The following is a 16,486-nucleotide window of genomic DNA, read 5'->3' as shown; positions in this document are numbered from 1 at the left end:
CATAAAATAACTAACTATGCATAAAGGTTATAATAACTAATTTTTATAAAACACACCTTATGACAAGACGCTTTGGTTTAATCGGTAAGAATATAGATTATTCGTTCTCAAGAAATTACTTTGACAAAAAGTTTGAGCGCGAGAAATTAAAAAACAACACCTACGAAAACTTTGACATTGATACAATAGATCTGTTTTCTACAGCTGTAAAAACACAAAAAGACATTTGTGGTTATAACGTAACCATCCCTTATAAACAAGATATTATTTCACATTTAGATAGTTTGTCAAAGACTGCCAAGAAAATAGGCGCAGTCAACACAATTAGAGTCACTAAAAAAGGTAATCTAAAAGGATATAATACAGACTGGTACGGATTTTATCACTCTCTAAAACCACTGTTGAAGTTTCATCATAAACGCGCATTAATATTGGGTACAGGTGGAGCAAGCAAAGCAGTAAAATACGCTTTAAAAAAACTAAATATTAAATATTTACAAGTCAGTAGAACCAAAACTGATAAAACAATAACATATAGTGAAATAACAGCTGAACTAATGCAAAAATACACCATTGTTATTAATACAACTCCCTTAGGTACATCACCAGATATACAAAATAAACCAGCATTAGACTACAGCTTATTCTCCCCAAGACACATTGCCTATGACCTAATCTATAATCCAGAACAGACAAGCTTTATGCATCATGCCAAACAACATGGAGCTATTGTCAAAAATGGATATGAAATGTTAGTGCTTCAAGCTGAAAAAGCATGGAGAATATGGAATAGATAACAAAAGTAAATAATAGATAAAAAAATTCTTGCTATTGAATGTCAACAAATTGATAAAAACAACAAGGTTGCAGTTTTTAGATTGAAATTTAATAAAACGCAAAGGATATAGCTAAAATACATTAGCAGTAAACACCTATTTTACAAGGTTATTTGTTTTTTTTTTGCTAAATTTGGTAAGAAGGTATATTACTTTAATTAATTAATTGTTAAACTATAAGCATCTTAATTATGTTAAATCACGAGACTGATAACCTGCACAAGCCAGCAGACGGACCAAACCAGGAATCCAATAGTAACAAGGTTGTCCAAACTGATAAAGAAAAGGCTTTAGATTCCATTAATGCTTCTAATGCGGAAGAGAGCGAAGATCATGCAGTACATGAAGCGAATCACATTCCCTTAGAAAATTATGAAACTTTCGATTTAGAAAAACTAACTAAGGAACTTCATAAACTAACAAGACTGCACAAGGTAACTGAGATCAAAGACCATGCAGAAGAAATTAAAAAAGTATTTACACGTAAGTATGCTGATTTAATCGAAGAAAAAAAAGAAGCTTTCTTTGAGGAGAATCCCGATGCGAATGATTCAGATTTTGAGTTTAACTTACCAATTAAGCACGAATTTGAAGAATATTACGAGGAATATCGAGAAAAGAAAAATACCTACTTCAAACAATTGCAAGACTCTTTGAATACAAACTACAAAAAGAGACTAAACATTATCGAGCAATTAAAAGACCTTGTAGATAATAAAGAAACAATAGACGATGCTTTAAAACAATTAAATGATCTAAGAGATCAATGGAAAAACGCTGGAGCTATACCTAAGGATAAATATAATCACCTTTGGAATAATTACCATTTTCACATTGAGCGCTTTTACGATCAATTGCATTTAGATAGAGAATCAAGAGATCTTGACTTCAAGCACAATTTAGAACAAAAGCAGAAGATTATAACAAGAGCTGAGGAGTTATTACAAGAAGAAGATATTGTAAAAGCTTTTAGAGAACTACAAACTCTACACCGTATCTGGAGAGAGGAAATAGGACCTGTTGAGCGTGAATATAGAGAACAAATCTGGGATCAATTCAGTGAAATTACAAGACAATTACACGAAAAACGCGAATCACTATTAGATAAACTAAGATTAGTTGAAAGACAAAACTTAGCACAAAAAGTGAATATTATCAGTGAGATTGATAAAATCTCTAAGCTACCTATTACTAATCACAATCAGTGGCAGAAAGAAATTGGCAAAGTAGAAGAACTTAGAAATAGATTCTTTTCAATAGGTAAAGTACCTGCTGAGAACAATGATGAAGTATGGGATTTATTCAAATTAGCAACGCGTAATTTTAATGCAGAGAAAAACACTTTCTACAAGACATTAAAAAAAGAACAACAAGAGAACTATGCTAAGAAAGTGGCTCTAATAGAGAAAGCCAAACAATACAAAGACAGTGAAGATTTTGTCAAGGCTACTCCTATTATGAAGAAAATACAGAATGATTGGAAAGAAATTGGACATGTCCCAAGAAAATATTCTGATCAGCTTTGGAAAGAATTCAGAGATGCCTGTAACCACTACTTTGATCGTTTACACTCAATCAAAAATCAAGAGAATCAAGAAGAACAAGATGCTTACAATAAGAAAAAGGAGTATTTAGATCTAATGAAAACTTTTGAGTTATCGGGAGATCATAAAACCGATTTATCTGAGATTAAAAACCATATCAACAATTGGAAAACCTTAGGTAGAGTTCCTCAACATAAGCGTTTTATTGAAGGTAAATTCAACAAAATTCTCGATAGCTTATTTGAAAAATTAAATCTAAGCAGAAGAGAAATGGAAGCGGTTAAATTCAATAATCGATTGGAAACTATTTTAGAGACCAACGACAAGAGAAAGCTGCAAGGTGAAGCTATCTTTATCCAACGCAAAATTGAGGAGGTTAATGGCGATATATTGCAGTTAGAAAACAACTTGGCTTATATTCAAAACCCTTCTGAAAGCAATAGTTTTGTAAAAGAAGTTCGCAAGAATATCGATAAATTAAAAGATGATCTAAAAATTTGGACAGACAAATTAGATCAAATTAAACATATTGGAGAAGACGATAGTAATAACGAATAGTGTTATCTGATTATCTTGTCAAAGACAAAAAAAGCATTCCTTGGAATGCTTTTTTTGGCATATGCATCACCCACAATGCCATACAAAAAAAGGAGCTGTCTATAGACAACTCCTTTTTCTATCATATCTAAAACAAATACTCTTAGTTTGATTTAGCCTCTAAAGCTTTTAATTTATCATTCATTTCCAATGCGCGATAAATATTCTTTAAAGTTTGAACAGCCTCTTGATTATTTGGATTAATTGAAATCACTTTTTCTAAGTCATTCATTGCATCTCTATAAATCCCATGCTTTTGTTTAAGCAATTCCTCGTATTGCTTATTTCCAGCAGCATTTAAAGGAAGGTTATTCATTTTATTAGTAATCTCTTCGTCTGGTTGAAGTTTTAAAATTGCAAGGTTTAAATATGCATTCTCTGATTTAGGATTAATGCGAAGAGCTTGCGTATAATACTCTTTTGCCTCTTTGTATTTACCAGCTTGGTAGCTAGTTACTCCTAAGTTATACAACAATACATCATCGTTAGGATTTTTAGCTAAAGCTGCTTTAGCTAACTCCTCATATTTCCCCATATTATTAGATTTTAAATATAAATCCATATGAGTTAACAACAAATTCATATCATCAGGATTAGCCGCACGAGCAGCAACGATAGCTTTCTCTGCTTCATCGTATTTACCCTCTTGATAATAAATCAGAGCTAAGTTCTTTACAATTTCTGGTTTTTTAGAATCCTCTTTTACAAACTTAGGGTCAGTATGTGTTCCTTGCTTAACCATAAGGTCACGCATTTTTGAATCATTACCAAAACTTTGAACTTGACCAGAGGCTTTCTCCACAGCTGTATAATATGATTCAGATCCATTATAATCTAAATCAATTAATTGTTCGTAATGCTTCACAGCTGTTTCGTAATCTTTTGCATTAATAGCTGTAGAAGCAGCGTAATATAAATAGATTGTGTCTGTAGGGTTCAACAAAAATGCTTGATTAAAACGTCTTGAAGCCCCTTTATAGTTTTGTGAACCATTGTCTTCAATTGCTTGATTAACAACTTTAGTTGCTACAGCTTTAATTTCCTCGTCAGCTTGTTTTACAATTTTACTGTTCTTATTGGTTTCAAATTCATTAACTTTTTTAAATGAATTTAAAATAAGTTCCACGTTAGCATCAACGTTTTTATCTTGTTCGATTTGTTGATAAGCCAAGTTACCTTGTAAAGCGTAATAAGTAGCTTTTTGTTCATTTGTAGCAGAACCCAGTACTGCTTCAACATTCTTAAGTGCAGCTTGTGCCTCAGTTAAGTTTCCTTTTTTCACTGCTTTTTCAGCCTCTTTAAGTTCTTTTTTCTGAGCGAAAGAAGCCCCTGAAATCATTAAAGCAGATAATAGATAAACATACTTTCTATTCATCTTTTTATAGTTTAAAGTGTTTAATTCAATTATTCTTCAGTGTTTTGATCATCTGACACTGTATCAATTTGATCTTCTATGTCTGTAAAATCAATATCCTCAATATCTTCATCGTCCTCTTTCATCACTTTACAAACAGCAGCAATCGAGTCATTTCCTTTGATATTAATTAATCTAACACCCTGAGTTGCACGCCCCATAACTCTTAAGTCAGAAACACGCATACGGATAGTTAAACCAGATTTATTAATAATCATAAGGTCATCAGCATCAGTCACAGAATTAATAGAAACGAGTAAACCAGTTTTATCCGTGATATTCATGGTTTTAACACCTTTACCTCCACGGTTAGTTTCTCTATATTCATCTAATGCAGAACGCTTACCATATCCATTTTCAGAAACAACAAGAATTTCACTGTTCAAATCACTAACAGAGATCATTCCGATTACTTCATCATTGTCATCAGCCAAAGTGATTCCACGAACACCAGAAGCAGTTCTTCCCATTGGACGAGTTTTCTCTTCATCAAAACGAACAAGTTTACCTGAACGTACAGCAATTAATACTTTACTCTTACCATCAGTCAATTTAGCCTCTAACAATTCATCATCTTCTTTGATAGTGATTGCCATAATACCATTTTGTCTTGGTCTTGAGTACTGCTCTAAAGGAGTTTTCTTAACTTGTCCTTTTTTAGTTGCCATAATCACAAAGTGATTATTGATGTATTCTTCATCTTTCAAATCCTGAGTACAGATAAATGCTTTTACCTTATCATCTGACTCAATATTAATCAAGTTTTGAATAGCTCTACCTTTACTTGTTTTTGTTCCTTCAGGAATTTCATAAACTCTCATCCAGAAACATTTTCCTTTTTGAGTAAAGAATAGCATATATTGGTGATTAGTTGCCACATACATATGCTCTAAGAAATCTTGATCACGAGTACCTGCAGACTTCTGTCCAACTCCTCCTCTGTTCTGAGTTTTATATTCAGAAAGTGGTGTTCTCTTAATATAACCAGCGTGAGAAATAGTAATCACTACTTGCTCATCGGCAATTAAATCAGTAATACTAACATCACCTCCAGCATATTCGATTTGAGAACGACGTTCATCGCCATATTTATTTTGAACTTCAACAAGTTCTTCTTTAATCAAGTCCATTCTCATTTCTTTACTTGCTAATAAAGCTCTTAAATGGTTGATTAATTCCATGATTTCTTCATACTCAGCACGCAGTTTGTCTTGCTCTAGTCCAGTTAATTGACGAAGACGCATTTCAACAATTGCACGAGCTTGAATTTCACTTAGACTAAAACGCTCAATTAATTTAGCTCTTGCTTCATCAGCATTTTTAGACCCTCTAATCAAAGCAATTACTTCATCAATATTATCCGAAGCAATGATAAGTCCTTCTAAAATATGAGCTCTCTCTTCAGCCTTTCTCAATTCAAATTCAGTACGGCGAGTAACCACATCATGTCTATGCTCAACAAAATGATAAATCAAATCCTTTAGGTTCAGCATCTGTGGTCTACCATCTACTAATGCAATATTATTTACACTAAAAGACGATTGCAATTGAGTATACTTATAAAGTGTATTTAAAACAATATTAGGTACAGCATCACGCTTAAGAACATAAACAATACGCATACCTTTTCTATCAGATTCATCGCGGATTGTAGCAATACCTTCAATCTTCTTCTCGTTAACAGCTTCAGCAGTTTTCTTAATCATTTCTGCTTTGTTAACTTGATAAGGAATCTCAGTTACAATAATACACTCTCTTCCATCTACTTCCTCGATATTAGCTTTAGCTCTCATGACAACACGACCACGACCAGTTTTAAAAGCTTCTCTTACTCCTTCGTATCCGTAGATAATACCTCCGGTTGGAAAATCAGGAGCTTTGATGTGATTCATTAACTCATCAATCTCAATATCGTTATTGTCTATATAGGCCAATATACCATCAATAACTTCAGATAAGTTATGAGGAGCCATATTAGTAGCCATACCTACAGCAATACCAGAAGCACCATTCACTAATAAGTTAGGAATTCGCGTAGGCATAACCTTAGGTTCTTCTAAAGTATCATCAAAGTTAAATTGGAAATCAACAGTTTCTTTATCAATGTCAGCAAGAATCTCTTCAGAAATCTTTCTCATTCTCGCCTCAGTATAACGCATAGCTGCAGGGCTATCTCCGTCTACTGATCCAAAGTTCCCTTGTCCATCAACAAGTAAATAACGCATACTCCAGTCTTGAGCCATACGTACCATAGTGTCATACACTGAGCTATCTCCGTGTGGGTGATACTTACCTAGAACCTCCCCTACAATTCTTGCAGACTTTTTGTGGGCTCTATTAGATAATACCCCCAATTCATACATTCCAAATAATACTCTTCGATGAACAGGTTTTAAGCCATCTCTAACATCTGGAAGAGCACGAGAAACAATAACTGACATTGAGTAATCAATATAAGCAGATTTCATTTGCTCTTCTATGTTAATAGGAATCAACTTTTCTCCTTCAGACATAAGTATATAAAATTAAAATTCTCAAATATTAAACGTGCTAATATACAGAATTAATAGCTTTATACCATGTTTTTTCTTTAGTATTTCAGAGAAAAGCATACAGTTTATACATTTTTAAAAAAAACATATTTCACTGCTTTTTTAATATCTTTTTTTTCACCATATTAGCTATTATGTCAGTATATTTTAGTAGGTATGCTTTTTGCATTTATACTGTACAATAAATATTCACCTATTTAATATTATAAAAAATGGACGATAATTTTTCACAAGAAGTTAAAGATGTAATTTCTTACAGTAAAGACGAAGCCTTAAGACTTGGTCATGACTTTATTGGTACAGAGCATCTTATATTAGGGCTACTGAGAGTTGAACAAGGTGAAGCATCAAATATTTTAAACAATTTAGATATAGATGTAGATTTTCTACGACATAAAATAGAAGCTTTAAATCCAAATACAACAGGTCTAAACCCTTTAAATGAAAAGGCTTCCCTGCATTTAACTAAACAAGCAGAAAGAGCACTTAGGCTAACTTACTTAGAAGTTAAGCTATTTAAAAACAACGAGATAAATACAGCTCATTTGCTATTGTGTATTCTAAAAAACAGTGATGATCCTACAGCTCAAATACTAACCAAACTTAAAGTTACGTACGATGCTGTAAAACAAGAATACTTAAGTCAACAAGATGCTACAAGTATCTTTGATCAAGAGGACATTACAGAACAACCAAAAGCAGAAACTTTTGATGAAGAAGGACAAGATGACAGTAAAAATACTGACAAAACTGACAGCTCTTCTACAAAAACATCTAAGCGTACAAAAACTCCAGTATTAGATAATTTTGGTAGAGATTTAACTGAAATGGCTGAGAATGGAAAGTTAGATCCTGTTGTTGGCCGTGATAAAGAAATAGAACGTGTTTCACAAATTTTAAGTAGACGCAAAAAAAACAACCCGCTTTTGATTGGAGAGCCTGGAGTTGGTAAATCTGCTATTGCTGAAGGACTTGCTTTGCGCATTATTCAAAAGAAAGTATCAAGAGTTCTATATAACAAACGAGTTGTAACACTTGATTTAGCAAGTTTAGTTGCGGGAACAAAATATAGAGGTCAGTTTGAGGAGAGAATGAAGGCAGTGATGAATGAGCTTGAAAAAAATGATGATATTATTCTTTTCATTGATGAAATTCACACAATTGTTGGTGCTGGTGGAGCTACTGGTTCTTTAGATGCCTCTAATATGTTTAAACCTGCTTTAGCTCGTGGTGAAATTCAATGTATTGGCGCAACTACTTTAGATGAGTTTAGACAACATATCGAAAAAGATGGAGCTTTAGAAAGAAGGTTTCAAAAAGTTATTGTTGAACCTACAACCGTAGATGAGACAATCATTATCTTGAACAACATTAAAGAAAAATACGAATCTCATCACAATGTAACTTATACACCCGAAGCAATCGAGGCTTGTGTGAAGTTAACTAACAGATACATGAGCGATAGATTCTTACCTGATAAAGCTATTGACGCTCTTGACGAAGTTGGTTCACGTGTTCACATTACAAATATCAATGTACCACAAAATATTCTTGACTTAGAAAAACGACTTGAAGAAGTTCGCGAAGAAAAGAATGAAATGGTCAAAAAACAAAAATACGAAGAAGCTGCAGGCTTAAGAGACGATGAAAAACAATTAGAAAAAGACTTAGCTTCTGCACAAAACAGCTGGGAGGAAGACGTTAAAACTAATAAGATTACCGTTACTGAAGATGATGTTGCTGATGTTGTTTCTATGATGACAGGGATTCCAGTTAATAGAATTGCTGAAAAAGAGATTACTAAACTGGCAAATCTACCACAGTTAATAAAAGGTAAAGTAATCGGACAAGATGAAGCTGTTAGCAAAATAGCAAAAGCAATACAAAGAAATAGAGCTGGTTTAAAAGACCCTAACAGACCTATTGGTTCTTTTATATTCTTAGGCCAAACAGGGGTAGGTAAAACGCAATTAGCTAAAGTGATTGCTAAAGAAATGTTTGATTCTGAAGAGGCTTTATTGCGTATCGACATGAGTGAATACATGGAGAAATTTGCTGTATCTAGATTAGTAGGTGCACCTCCAGGTTATGTAGGATATGAAGAAGGTGGTCAACTAACTGAAAAAGTAAGAAGAAAACCTTACTCTGTTATTTTATTTGATGAAATTGAGAAAGCACATCCAGATGTATTCAACACCTTATTACAAGTTCTTGACGACGGCCACTTAACTGATAGCCTTGGTAGAAAAGTTGATTTTAGAAATACAATCATTATCATGACTTCTAACATAGGTGCACGTCAATTAAAAGACTTTGGACAAGGAGTTGGATTCGGAACTCAAGCCAGAAAAGAACAAACCGATCAAAACTCTAAATCAGTTATCGAAAATGCGCTTAAAAAAGCCTTTGCTCCAGAGTTTTTAAACAGAATCGATGATATCGTTGTTTTCAATGCACTTGAGAAAAGTGATATCGATTTAATTATTGATATAGAGTTATCTAAACTTTACAAGCGAATTGAAGATCTTGGCTACACACTTACATTGAGTACGGAAGCTAAAGATTTTATCGCCGAGAAAGGTTACGACAAACAATATGGAGCAAGACCTCTTAAAAGAGCTATTCAAAAGTACATAGAAGATCCTCTTGCTGAAGAAATTGTAAATTCGAAGATTTCCTTAGGTGATAATATATCAATGAACCTGGGAGAAAATAAAGAAGAATTAAAAATATCAATTGATACTGAAAAAAATAAGCCTACTAATTAGTAGGCTATTTTTTTATATAACTATCTAAGGATTCCTACTTTCATCAACTTTTGGTCTATTTAGCAATTAGAAATAGTAATCTAAACACAATTCCTTTCGCTATTTCAATATAAAAAACACTTAAGTAAATCCACTTCCACAAATGATTACCTATCTATTGAAAAGACTAAATCGTAAAACACAATATATTAAAGAGTTAAATTTTACTATTTTTTTACATACAGATATAAAAGCATTATATTTATTGTACTACATTCGCAACATAATATCATTATATGTTAGATAAAGTTATTGTTGGTAGTGAAGAGTGGTGCTCTTTTCCTACTTTTAAAATTCCTGCAATTAAAGCTCGAGTTGATTCTGGAGCGAAAACTTCTGCATTACACGCAGTTAATATTATTCCATTTGAAAAGGATGGAGATAAATGGGTAAAATTCGACATCAATCCTCTTCAAAACAATGGGAAAACAATCATTAGTTGTGAAGCTAAAGTAATTGATAAAAGAATTGTAAAAAGCTCTAGTGGATCAAGAGAATCGCGCTATGTTATTCGCACTGACATCGTGTTAAATGAAACTCCTTGGGAAATAGAACTTACACTAACAAATAGAGATTCGATGGGATACCGCATGCTTCTTGGAAGAGAAGCGATGAGTGGTAAAATATTAGTTGATCCTGAAAAACACTTCTTATTAGGTCAACCAACTTCTGAAAAACTCGATGAATACTACAGTAAAAATAAAGTTGATAGAAAAGGACTTAGAATAGGACTGTTAGCAAGTAATCCTGAATTATACAGCAATAAGAGAATTATTGAAGCAGGGGAATTAAGAGGTCATGAAATGCACTTTCTTAATTTAAAGTACTGTTATATGAAATTAGATGCGAATCAGCCAGAAATTCACTATCGTGGAGGTCGAGTACTTAATGACTTTGATGCTGTGATTCCAAGAATTCGCCCAAGTATGACATACTACGGATGTGCCTTAACTAGACATTTCGAGTCCCTAAAAGTATACAGTTTGAATAGTGCTGCTGCAATTGCACAATCAAGAGATAAACTTTTTTCACTACAGTTGCTCCTAAATAACGGAATTGACATTCCCACTACAGGGTTTGCCAATTCTCCTTTAGATACTAATGATCTAATCAAAATGGTTGGGGGAAGTCCTTTAATAGTTAAATTACTGGAAGGTACACAAGGTAAAGGTGTTGTACTCGCAGAAACAAAGAAAGCCGCAGAAAGTGTTATTAATGCTTTTAAAAGTTTAAATGCCAATATTCTTGTTCAAGAATTTATAAAGGAGGCCAATGGTAAAGACATCAGATGCTTTGTTGTTGATGGTAAAGTAGTAGCTGCAATACAACGAGAAGCAGTGCCTGGAGAATTTAGAGCCAATATCCACTTAGGAGGTACCGCATCGATAATTAAAGTTACACCAGAGGAGAAAAGAATAGCCATCAAAGCAGCTAAGGCAATGAACCTTAAAGTTGCTGGAGTAGATATTATTAGATCAGCAAAAGGTCCTTTATTACTTGAAGTTAACTCCTCACCAGGATTAGAAGGTATAGAAGGCGCTACTAATAAAGATATTGCCTCAGAAATGATTAAAGCAATAGAGAAACAAGTAAAATGGTAAATTAAAAAGGTAGTGATAGTTAATTTAGCTATCACTACTTGTTTAAAATTGTATAGATATGAACCCAAGTACAAACGGTTGGATTAATAAATACATAGCAGAAATAGACAAGTACAACATATTTAGTGCTACTAATATTGATCTATTAGTTGAAGAAATAAGAGCTATTGGTTTTAGTTTCGGAATAATCGATATTAACGCCCTACCCTCTATATTCAAGGAGTTTAAATATACACAAGAAGAACTATCAAAAATCACAGTTCTACAGTTATTTTACAAAGTTTACCAGATCAATAGCAATTCTGCCGATCCAAATGCCTTTATAGAAAAAGTCATCGAGTTTTACACCTTGTTAATACCCCACAAAAACAATTACTTATCTTCTTTCTTTCAAGATAAAAATGCTTATGCTAAACTTGAAAATATCTTTACAATGAGATGGAAAGAACATTTCTTTTCTAACTCAAAATCAAATGATTTTATACTCAATAAGATAATTCTTTGTTCTGATGTAATTAGCTTCGAACACTTTTTAAACAACCCTGATCAAGTAACACCTAAAGCATTTAGTCAAAACTTTATTGGTACACTGATTGCTCTTTTACTGCAATTCAAACAAAATAAAGAAATTAAAAACGAGCAAGACCAAAGTCTTATTGCATTACTATCAAGATCCATTGATTCCTTAGAAGATTTTAAATTTCAAAAAACTACAAGCATTTTAGAAGCGAATTGCCTTGCGGATTTTATAATCTGTAATTCATGGAATAATACAACTAAGAAGGTAGAACTACCAAAATTAGAACAGATACCTTTTAGTCTATTAGATATCAATCAACATATCTACTCGTTAAGCAAGCACAAGTTTGAAGAATTTGTTGTGAAACACAATAGCGAATACCACTTTTATAAGTCCACAACTTTATTCAACAATATAATCACTAACTCAAGCAATAATATCGAGCTCCTTTTGAGTAGAAACAAAACGCGTTTAGTAAAAGAAATTCAAAAAAATAAGCAATTGATGAAATTGCTTATGGATTCGACCTATCGCGATTTAAATTCGCAGGAGAAAAAAGTTGTAAAAAAGCAGACCATCGAAGTTATTAAAACCATACCTTCTTTAGCTATCTTTTTATTACCAGGAGGTACAATCATTTTGCCTATTATCCTTAATTTTATTCCCTCTCTCCTACCGAGTTCATTCAATGAAAATTTAGAGGAGGATTAAATCTTTTTAAAACGCAATTGATAAACCTCATCAAGGTCTTGATTATTGGTAACATTAACCTCTAAATCTGTCACATATCCAGAATTGAGTCCATAAACCCATCCGTGTATACTTAGATCCTGTTGTCTTGCCCATGCACCTTGTACAATTGACGTCTTTGCCAAGTCATAAACTTGTTCCTGAACATTCAATTCTACAAAGCGATTAAATCGTACAACTTCATCATCTATCTGATCAAGTTCCACATTGTGTAGTCTGTAAACAGTTTTTATATGGCGAATCCAGTTATCTATCAAACCATAAGATTCATTCTTCATTGCTGCTAAAACACCTCCACATCCGTAATGTCCACATACTATAATATTAGTCACTTTGAGAATATTCACAGCATAATCTAAAACACTCAACATATTCATGTCTGAATGAATGACCATATTGGCAATATTTCTATGGACAAACACATCCCCAGGTTCTGCACCAATAATTTCATTTGCAGGAACACGGCTATCCGAACATCCAATCCACAATACAGGTGGTGTTTGTCTTTCAGACAAACGCTTGAAATAATTTGGGTTGATAGCTAACTTCTCCTCAACCCAAGCTTTATTATTCTCAAGTATTTTTAAATAAAAATCATTGTGTTTCAAAACAACTATTTTTTTACAAACATTTCCTTTACAAAATCTACTTCTCCAGTTTCCACCTTATAAAACGCACCTACAATACCAATCTCTCCTTGTTCATACATTTGTTTTAAAACGGTACTTTTATTGAGAATGTGATCGATGGTATACTCAACATTGTGAAAAGCTACTTTATCCACAGCTTCCTTAGAATGAATATCTAAATCTTTATTGTTTTGTTTTACATACTCAATAGAAGGTTTAACCTTCGCTAACAAATCAGTTAAATGCCCCAATTCTGTTCCGTGACAAGCACCAGTAATTGCCCCACAATGAGAATGCCCTAATACAACAATTAACTTAGAACCTGCAAGCTTACAAGCAAACTCCATTGAACCGATTATATCGTTGTTCAATACATTTCCTGCAATACGAGTACTAAATATATCACCTAATCCTTGATCAAATATCAATTCTGCCGAAGTTCTGCTGTCTATACAGCTTAAAATAATAGCAAAAGGAAACTGATTAGCTTGTGTGTCGTTAACTTGCTCTAATAAGTTACTATGAGCCTTTAAATTAGCAACAAAACGTTTATTTCCTTCTTTTAGAAATGACAATGCTAACTCTGGTGTTAAAGACTTTTGATCCTCTATATTGTGTAATCTCATTACTTAATTGTTTTCAATTCTATAATTTGATAGCAAATGTAGGGAAAAATACACCCTAAAATATATTATTCGTATTTTAGTTTGTAATTTTTACCGATTATGCAATATATCAATATTTTTACTTCACATATTCAAACCATCTTTTCTATTTACTTTTAATATTAAATTGCTTTGCGAAATAGAAGTAAGAAAATCAACAATAGTTAACAATAATATAAATTGTAAAAAAAATTGCATTGATACTAAAATAGTTAATACATTTGCATCACAATAAACAGGAGGAAAAATTTGAACTGATTGCAACCTCGGTAAAAAATGCTAAAGCAGAAGTGTATTTATCTCCCCTTTAGCCATTTCCTCTATTTTTTACAACTTTAAAAATAATAATTACTATGGCTTATTACTTTACATCCGAATCTGTAAGTGAAGGACATCCTGATAAAATTGCAGATCAAATTTCTGATGCTCTAATTGACAATTTCTTAGCTTTTGACTCTGAATCAAAAGTAGCTTGTGAAACATTAGTTACTACTGGTCAAGTTGTTTTAGCAGGAGAAGTTAAGTCTAAAACTTATCTTGACGTTCAACAAATTGCAAGAGATGTAATCCAACGTATTGGATACACCAAAAGTGAATATATGTTTGAGGCAAACTCGTGTGGAATATTATCTGCAATACACGAACAATCAGCAGATATTAATCAAGGAGTTGACCGTGCATCAAAAGAAGATCAAGGAGCTGGGGACCAAGGGATGATGTTTGGTTATGCAACAATAGAGACAGAAGATTATATGCCTCTTGCATTAGACTTATCACACAAATTATTACAAGAATTAGCAGGTTTAAGAAGAGAGCAAAAGCAAATCACTTATCTTAGACCTGATGCAAAAAGTCAAGTGACTTTAGAATATGACAATAATAACAAACCAGTTCGCATTGTCACTATTGTACTTTCTACTCAGCATGATGACTTTATCAAACCAGTAGATAAGTCTGCTGCTGCAAAAGCTGACGCTGAAAAACAAATGCAATCTATTATAGAAAAGGATATCATTGATATTCTTATTCCAAGAGTACTTGCAAAGTATCCACAATATCAATACTTATTTGAAAACGCCGACATTGAATACCTAATCAATCCTACAGGTGTTTTTGTTATTGGAGGACCTCACGGGGATACTGGATTAACTGGAAGAAAAATTATCGTTGATACTTATGGCGGTAAAGGAGCTCACGGTGGTGGAGCATTCTCAGGAAAAGATCCAAGTAAAGTAGATAGAAGTGCCGCATACGCAACACGTCATATAGCTAAAAACTTAGTTGCTGCAGGTGTTGCCGATGAAGTACTTGTTCAAGTTTCTTATGCCATCGGTGTAGCTAAGCCTACTGGAGTTTATGTAAATACTTATGGTACTTCTAAAGTTAACTTAACCGACGGTGAAATTGCCAAGAAAGTAAGTGAACTATTTGACCTAAGACCATACTTTATCGAAACAAGCTTAAAACTGAGAAACCCTATTTACAGTGAAACGGCTGCTTACGGACATATGGGAAGAAAACCACAAGTCGTTACTAAAACTTTCACTCGACCAGGTGGAGATGTAAAAGAAATTCAAGTTGAACTATTCACTTGGGAAAAATTAGATAGAGTTGAGGATATCAAAAAAGCATTCAATATATAAATTGAATTACATACATCAGTATAAAGGGAGCTGCTAATGCAGTTCCCTTTTTTTATATCTATTACATATAATGGTCACTTTGCTCATGGGGTAAAAGTCCATGATTATCTTATTCATCGATTAAAAAAAGACTAACACACAAAGAACAATCTAATAATAAAGCCTTGTAAGTAGCATTACTTACAAGGCTTTATTTATAGTGCAAAAGCTTAATTACTTCAACAAAGAGTCTAACTCAACTCTAAACTTAGAACTGTTCCAATCCGCTGCTCTAAACTTTCTTACAACAATATTACCCTTTTTATCTATGACATAAGTCGCAGGAATAGACTTTGAAAAAAGCATTACTGGCGTATTAGCTACTTCATAGAATACAGGCAATGAATAATTGTACTTATCCTGAAAAACCTTAACCTTATCTTTATCTTCATTTGTGATAAACATAAAGACTACTTTATCTTTATAGTCATCATACAATTCTTGAAAACTTGGTTTTTCTGCTATACAAGGAGGACACCATGTTGCCCAAAAATTAACAATTACAACTTTGCCATCCAAATCAGAAAAGTCGACCTTATTTCCTTGACTATCTAAGACCTCCCAACCATTGTAAACTACTTTCTCAAAATCGCTTTCATTTTCCAATGATGGACTCATGGCGACTAATTGATTTACCCACACTTTTACACTTGTTCCCAAAGGCGTAAAAAGGATAACAATTAATATTCCAAAAAAAAGGATATTTGATAATAGTCGAAGTTTACTTTTCTTTTCTTTCATTTTCTCATCTTGTCAAAACCAAATATAATCAATAATTCAAATAAAATCATCTATAAACTTAAGCAAACACTGTTTTTCTATTTATTTTAACATAATTATTTATTTATATAAAATAATGCCTGATTATTATTTAATAGATATGTAAAAC

11 protein-coding genes are annotated in these 16,486 nt (G+C 32.9%); 6 read left to right on the top strand and 5 right to left on the bottom strand.

Annotated elements, in window-relative coordinates; translation table 11 throughout:
- The first annotated feature begins 59 nt into the window (after nt 1-59).
- Both GOQ24_RS07590 and GOQ24_RS07585 read left to right on the top strand, forming a co-directional pair.
- Nucleotides 60-797 (top strand): shikimate dehydrogenase family protein, encoded by a 738-nt coding sequence (locus tag GOQ24_RS07590; RefSeq protein ID WP_155091198.1) that lies wholly within the window; start codon nt 60-62, stop codon nt 795-797.
- Nucleotides 798-1,027: 230 nt separating this feature from the next.
- A complete protein-coding gene (locus GOQ24_RS07585) occupies nt 1,028-2,938 on the top strand; it encodes a DUF349 domain-containing protein (RefSeq protein WP_155091197.1) in 1,911 nt (636 codons plus the stop codon).
- A gap of 142 nt (nt 2,939-3,080) precedes the next feature.
- Here GOQ24_RS07585 and GOQ24_RS07580 read toward each other — a convergent pair whose 3' ends face one another.
- Nucleotides 3,081-4,352, bottom strand: a complete 1,272-nt coding sequence (locus GOQ24_RS07580) for a tetratricopeptide repeat protein (RefSeq protein ID WP_155091196.1) — start codon at nt 4,350-4,352, stop codon at nt 3,081-3,083.
- A 29-nt stretch (nt 4,353-4,381) separates the two neighbouring features.
- Complete coding sequence (gyrA, locus tag GOQ24_RS07575) at nt 4,382-6,904, bottom strand: DNA gyrase subunit A (protein ID WP_155091195.1); 2,523 nt, start codon at nt 6,902-6,904, stop codon at nt 4,382-4,384.
- Nucleotides 6,905-7,155: 251 nt separating this feature from the next.
- Between gyrA and GOQ24_RS07570 the strand changes: the two genes are divergently transcribed.
- The 3 genes from GOQ24_RS07570 to GOQ24_RS07560 all read left to right on the top strand — a co-directional run bounded on the left by GOQ24_RS07570 (nt 7,156) and on the right by GOQ24_RS07560 (nt 12,582).
- Nucleotides 7,156-9,711 carry an ATP-dependent Clp protease ATP-binding subunit gene (locus GOQ24_RS07570; protein WP_155091194.1) on the top strand — a complete coding sequence of 852 codons (2,556 nt, stop codon included), beginning with the start codon at nt 7,156-7,158 and terminating at the stop codon, nt 9,709-9,711.
- 275 nt (nt 9,712-9,986) lie between these two features.
- Nucleotides 9,987-11,351, top strand: coding sequence for a 30S ribosomal protein S6--L-glutamate ligase (gene rimK / locus GOQ24_RS07565; RefSeq protein ID WP_155091193.1), 1,365 nt, complete (start codon nt 9,987-9,989; stop codon nt 11,349-11,351).
- Between the two features lie 58 nt (nt 11,352-11,409).
- On the top strand, nt 11,410-12,582 hold the full coding sequence (locus GOQ24_RS07560; RefSeq protein WP_160339410.1) for an LETM1-related biofilm-associated protein: 1,173 nt from the start codon (nt 11,410-11,412) through the stop codon (nt 12,580-12,582).
- On the opposite strand, the gene can is transcribed toward GOQ24_RS07560, so the two are convergent.
- Together can and GOQ24_RS07550 are read right to left on the bottom strand one after the other, a co-directional pair.
- Nucleotides 12,579-13,229, bottom strand: coding sequence for a carbonate dehydratase (gene can, locus GOQ24_RS07555; RefSeq protein WP_155091191.1), 651 nt, complete (start codon nt 13,227-13,229; stop codon nt 12,579-12,581). The genes GOQ24_RS07560 and can overlap by 4 nt on opposite strands.
- Before the next feature lie 5 nt (nt 13,230-13,234).
- Nucleotides 13,235-13,876, bottom strand: a complete 642-nt coding sequence (locus tag GOQ24_RS07550) for a carbonic anhydrase family protein (RefSeq protein ID WP_155091190.1) — start codon at nt 13,874-13,876, stop codon at nt 13,235-13,237.
- Between the two features lie 392 nt (nt 13,877-14,268).
- Here GOQ24_RS07550 and metK point away from each other — a divergent pair, with 392 nt between their 5' ends.
- On the top strand, nt 14,269-15,558 hold the full coding sequence (metK, locus tag GOQ24_RS07545) for a methionine adenosyltransferase (RefSeq protein ID WP_155091189.1): 1,290 nt from the start codon (nt 14,269-14,271) through the stop codon (nt 15,556-15,558).
- A 213-nt stretch (nt 15,559-15,771) separates the two neighbouring features.
- Here the strand turns inward: metK and GOQ24_RS07540 are convergent, their stop codons facing one another.
- Nucleotides 15,772-16,338: a TlpA family protein disulfide reductase gene (locus GOQ24_RS07540; RefSeq protein WP_155091188.1), complete on the bottom strand. Its 567-nt coding sequence runs from the start codon at nt 16,336-16,338 to the stop codon at nt 15,772-15,774.
- Nucleotides 16,339-16,486: the final 148 nt, after the last annotated feature.

Source organism: Myroides sp. LoEW2-1 (assembly GCF_009767705.1).
Lineage (GTDB): Bacteria > Bacteroidota > Bacteroidia > Flavobacteriales > Flavobacteriaceae > Flavobacterium > Flavobacterium album_A.
Note: the sequence above shows the minus strand (reverse complement) of the source record. Positions and strands in the feature narration are given on the sequence as shown.

Bases quoted from the DNA above. Each gene is read 5' to 3' on its own strand.
- GOQ24_RS07590 (WP_155091198.1), top strand. From the start codon at position 60: ATGACAAGACGCTTTGGTTTAATCGGTAAGAATATAGATTATTCGTTC.
- GOQ24_RS07585 (WP_155091197.1), top strand. From the start codon at position 1,028: ATGTTAAATCACGAGACTGATAACCTGCACAAGCCAGCAGACGGACCA.
- GOQ24_RS07580 (WP_155091196.1), bottom strand. From the start codon at position 4,352: ATGAATAGAAAGTATGTTTATCTATTATCTGCTTTAATGATTTCAGGG.
- gyrA (WP_155091195.1), bottom strand. From the start codon at position 6,904: ATGTCTGAAGGAGAAAAGTTGATTCCTATTAACATAGAAGAGCAAATG.
- GOQ24_RS07570 (WP_155091194.1), top strand. From the start codon at position 7,156: ATGGACGATAATTTTTCACAAGAAGTTAAAGATGTAATTTCTTACAGT.
- rimK (WP_155091193.1), top strand. From the start codon at position 9,987: ATGTTAGATAAAGTTATTGTTGGTAGTGAAGAGTGGTGCTCTTTTCCT.
- GOQ24_RS07560 (WP_160339410.1), top strand. From the start codon at position 11,410: ATGAACCCAAGTACAAACGGTTGGATTAATAAATACATAGCAGAAATA.
- GOQ24_RS07550 (WP_155091190.1), bottom strand. From the start codon at position 13,876: ATGAGATTACACAATATAGAGGATCAAAAGTCTTTAACACCAGAGTTA.
- metK (WP_155091189.1), top strand. From the start codon at position 14,269: ATGGCTTATTACTTTACATCCGAATCTGTAAGTGAAGGACATCCTGAT.
- GOQ24_RS07540 (WP_155091188.1), bottom strand. From the start codon at position 16,338: ATGAAAGAAAAGAAAAGTAAACTTCGACTATTATCAAATATCCTTTTT.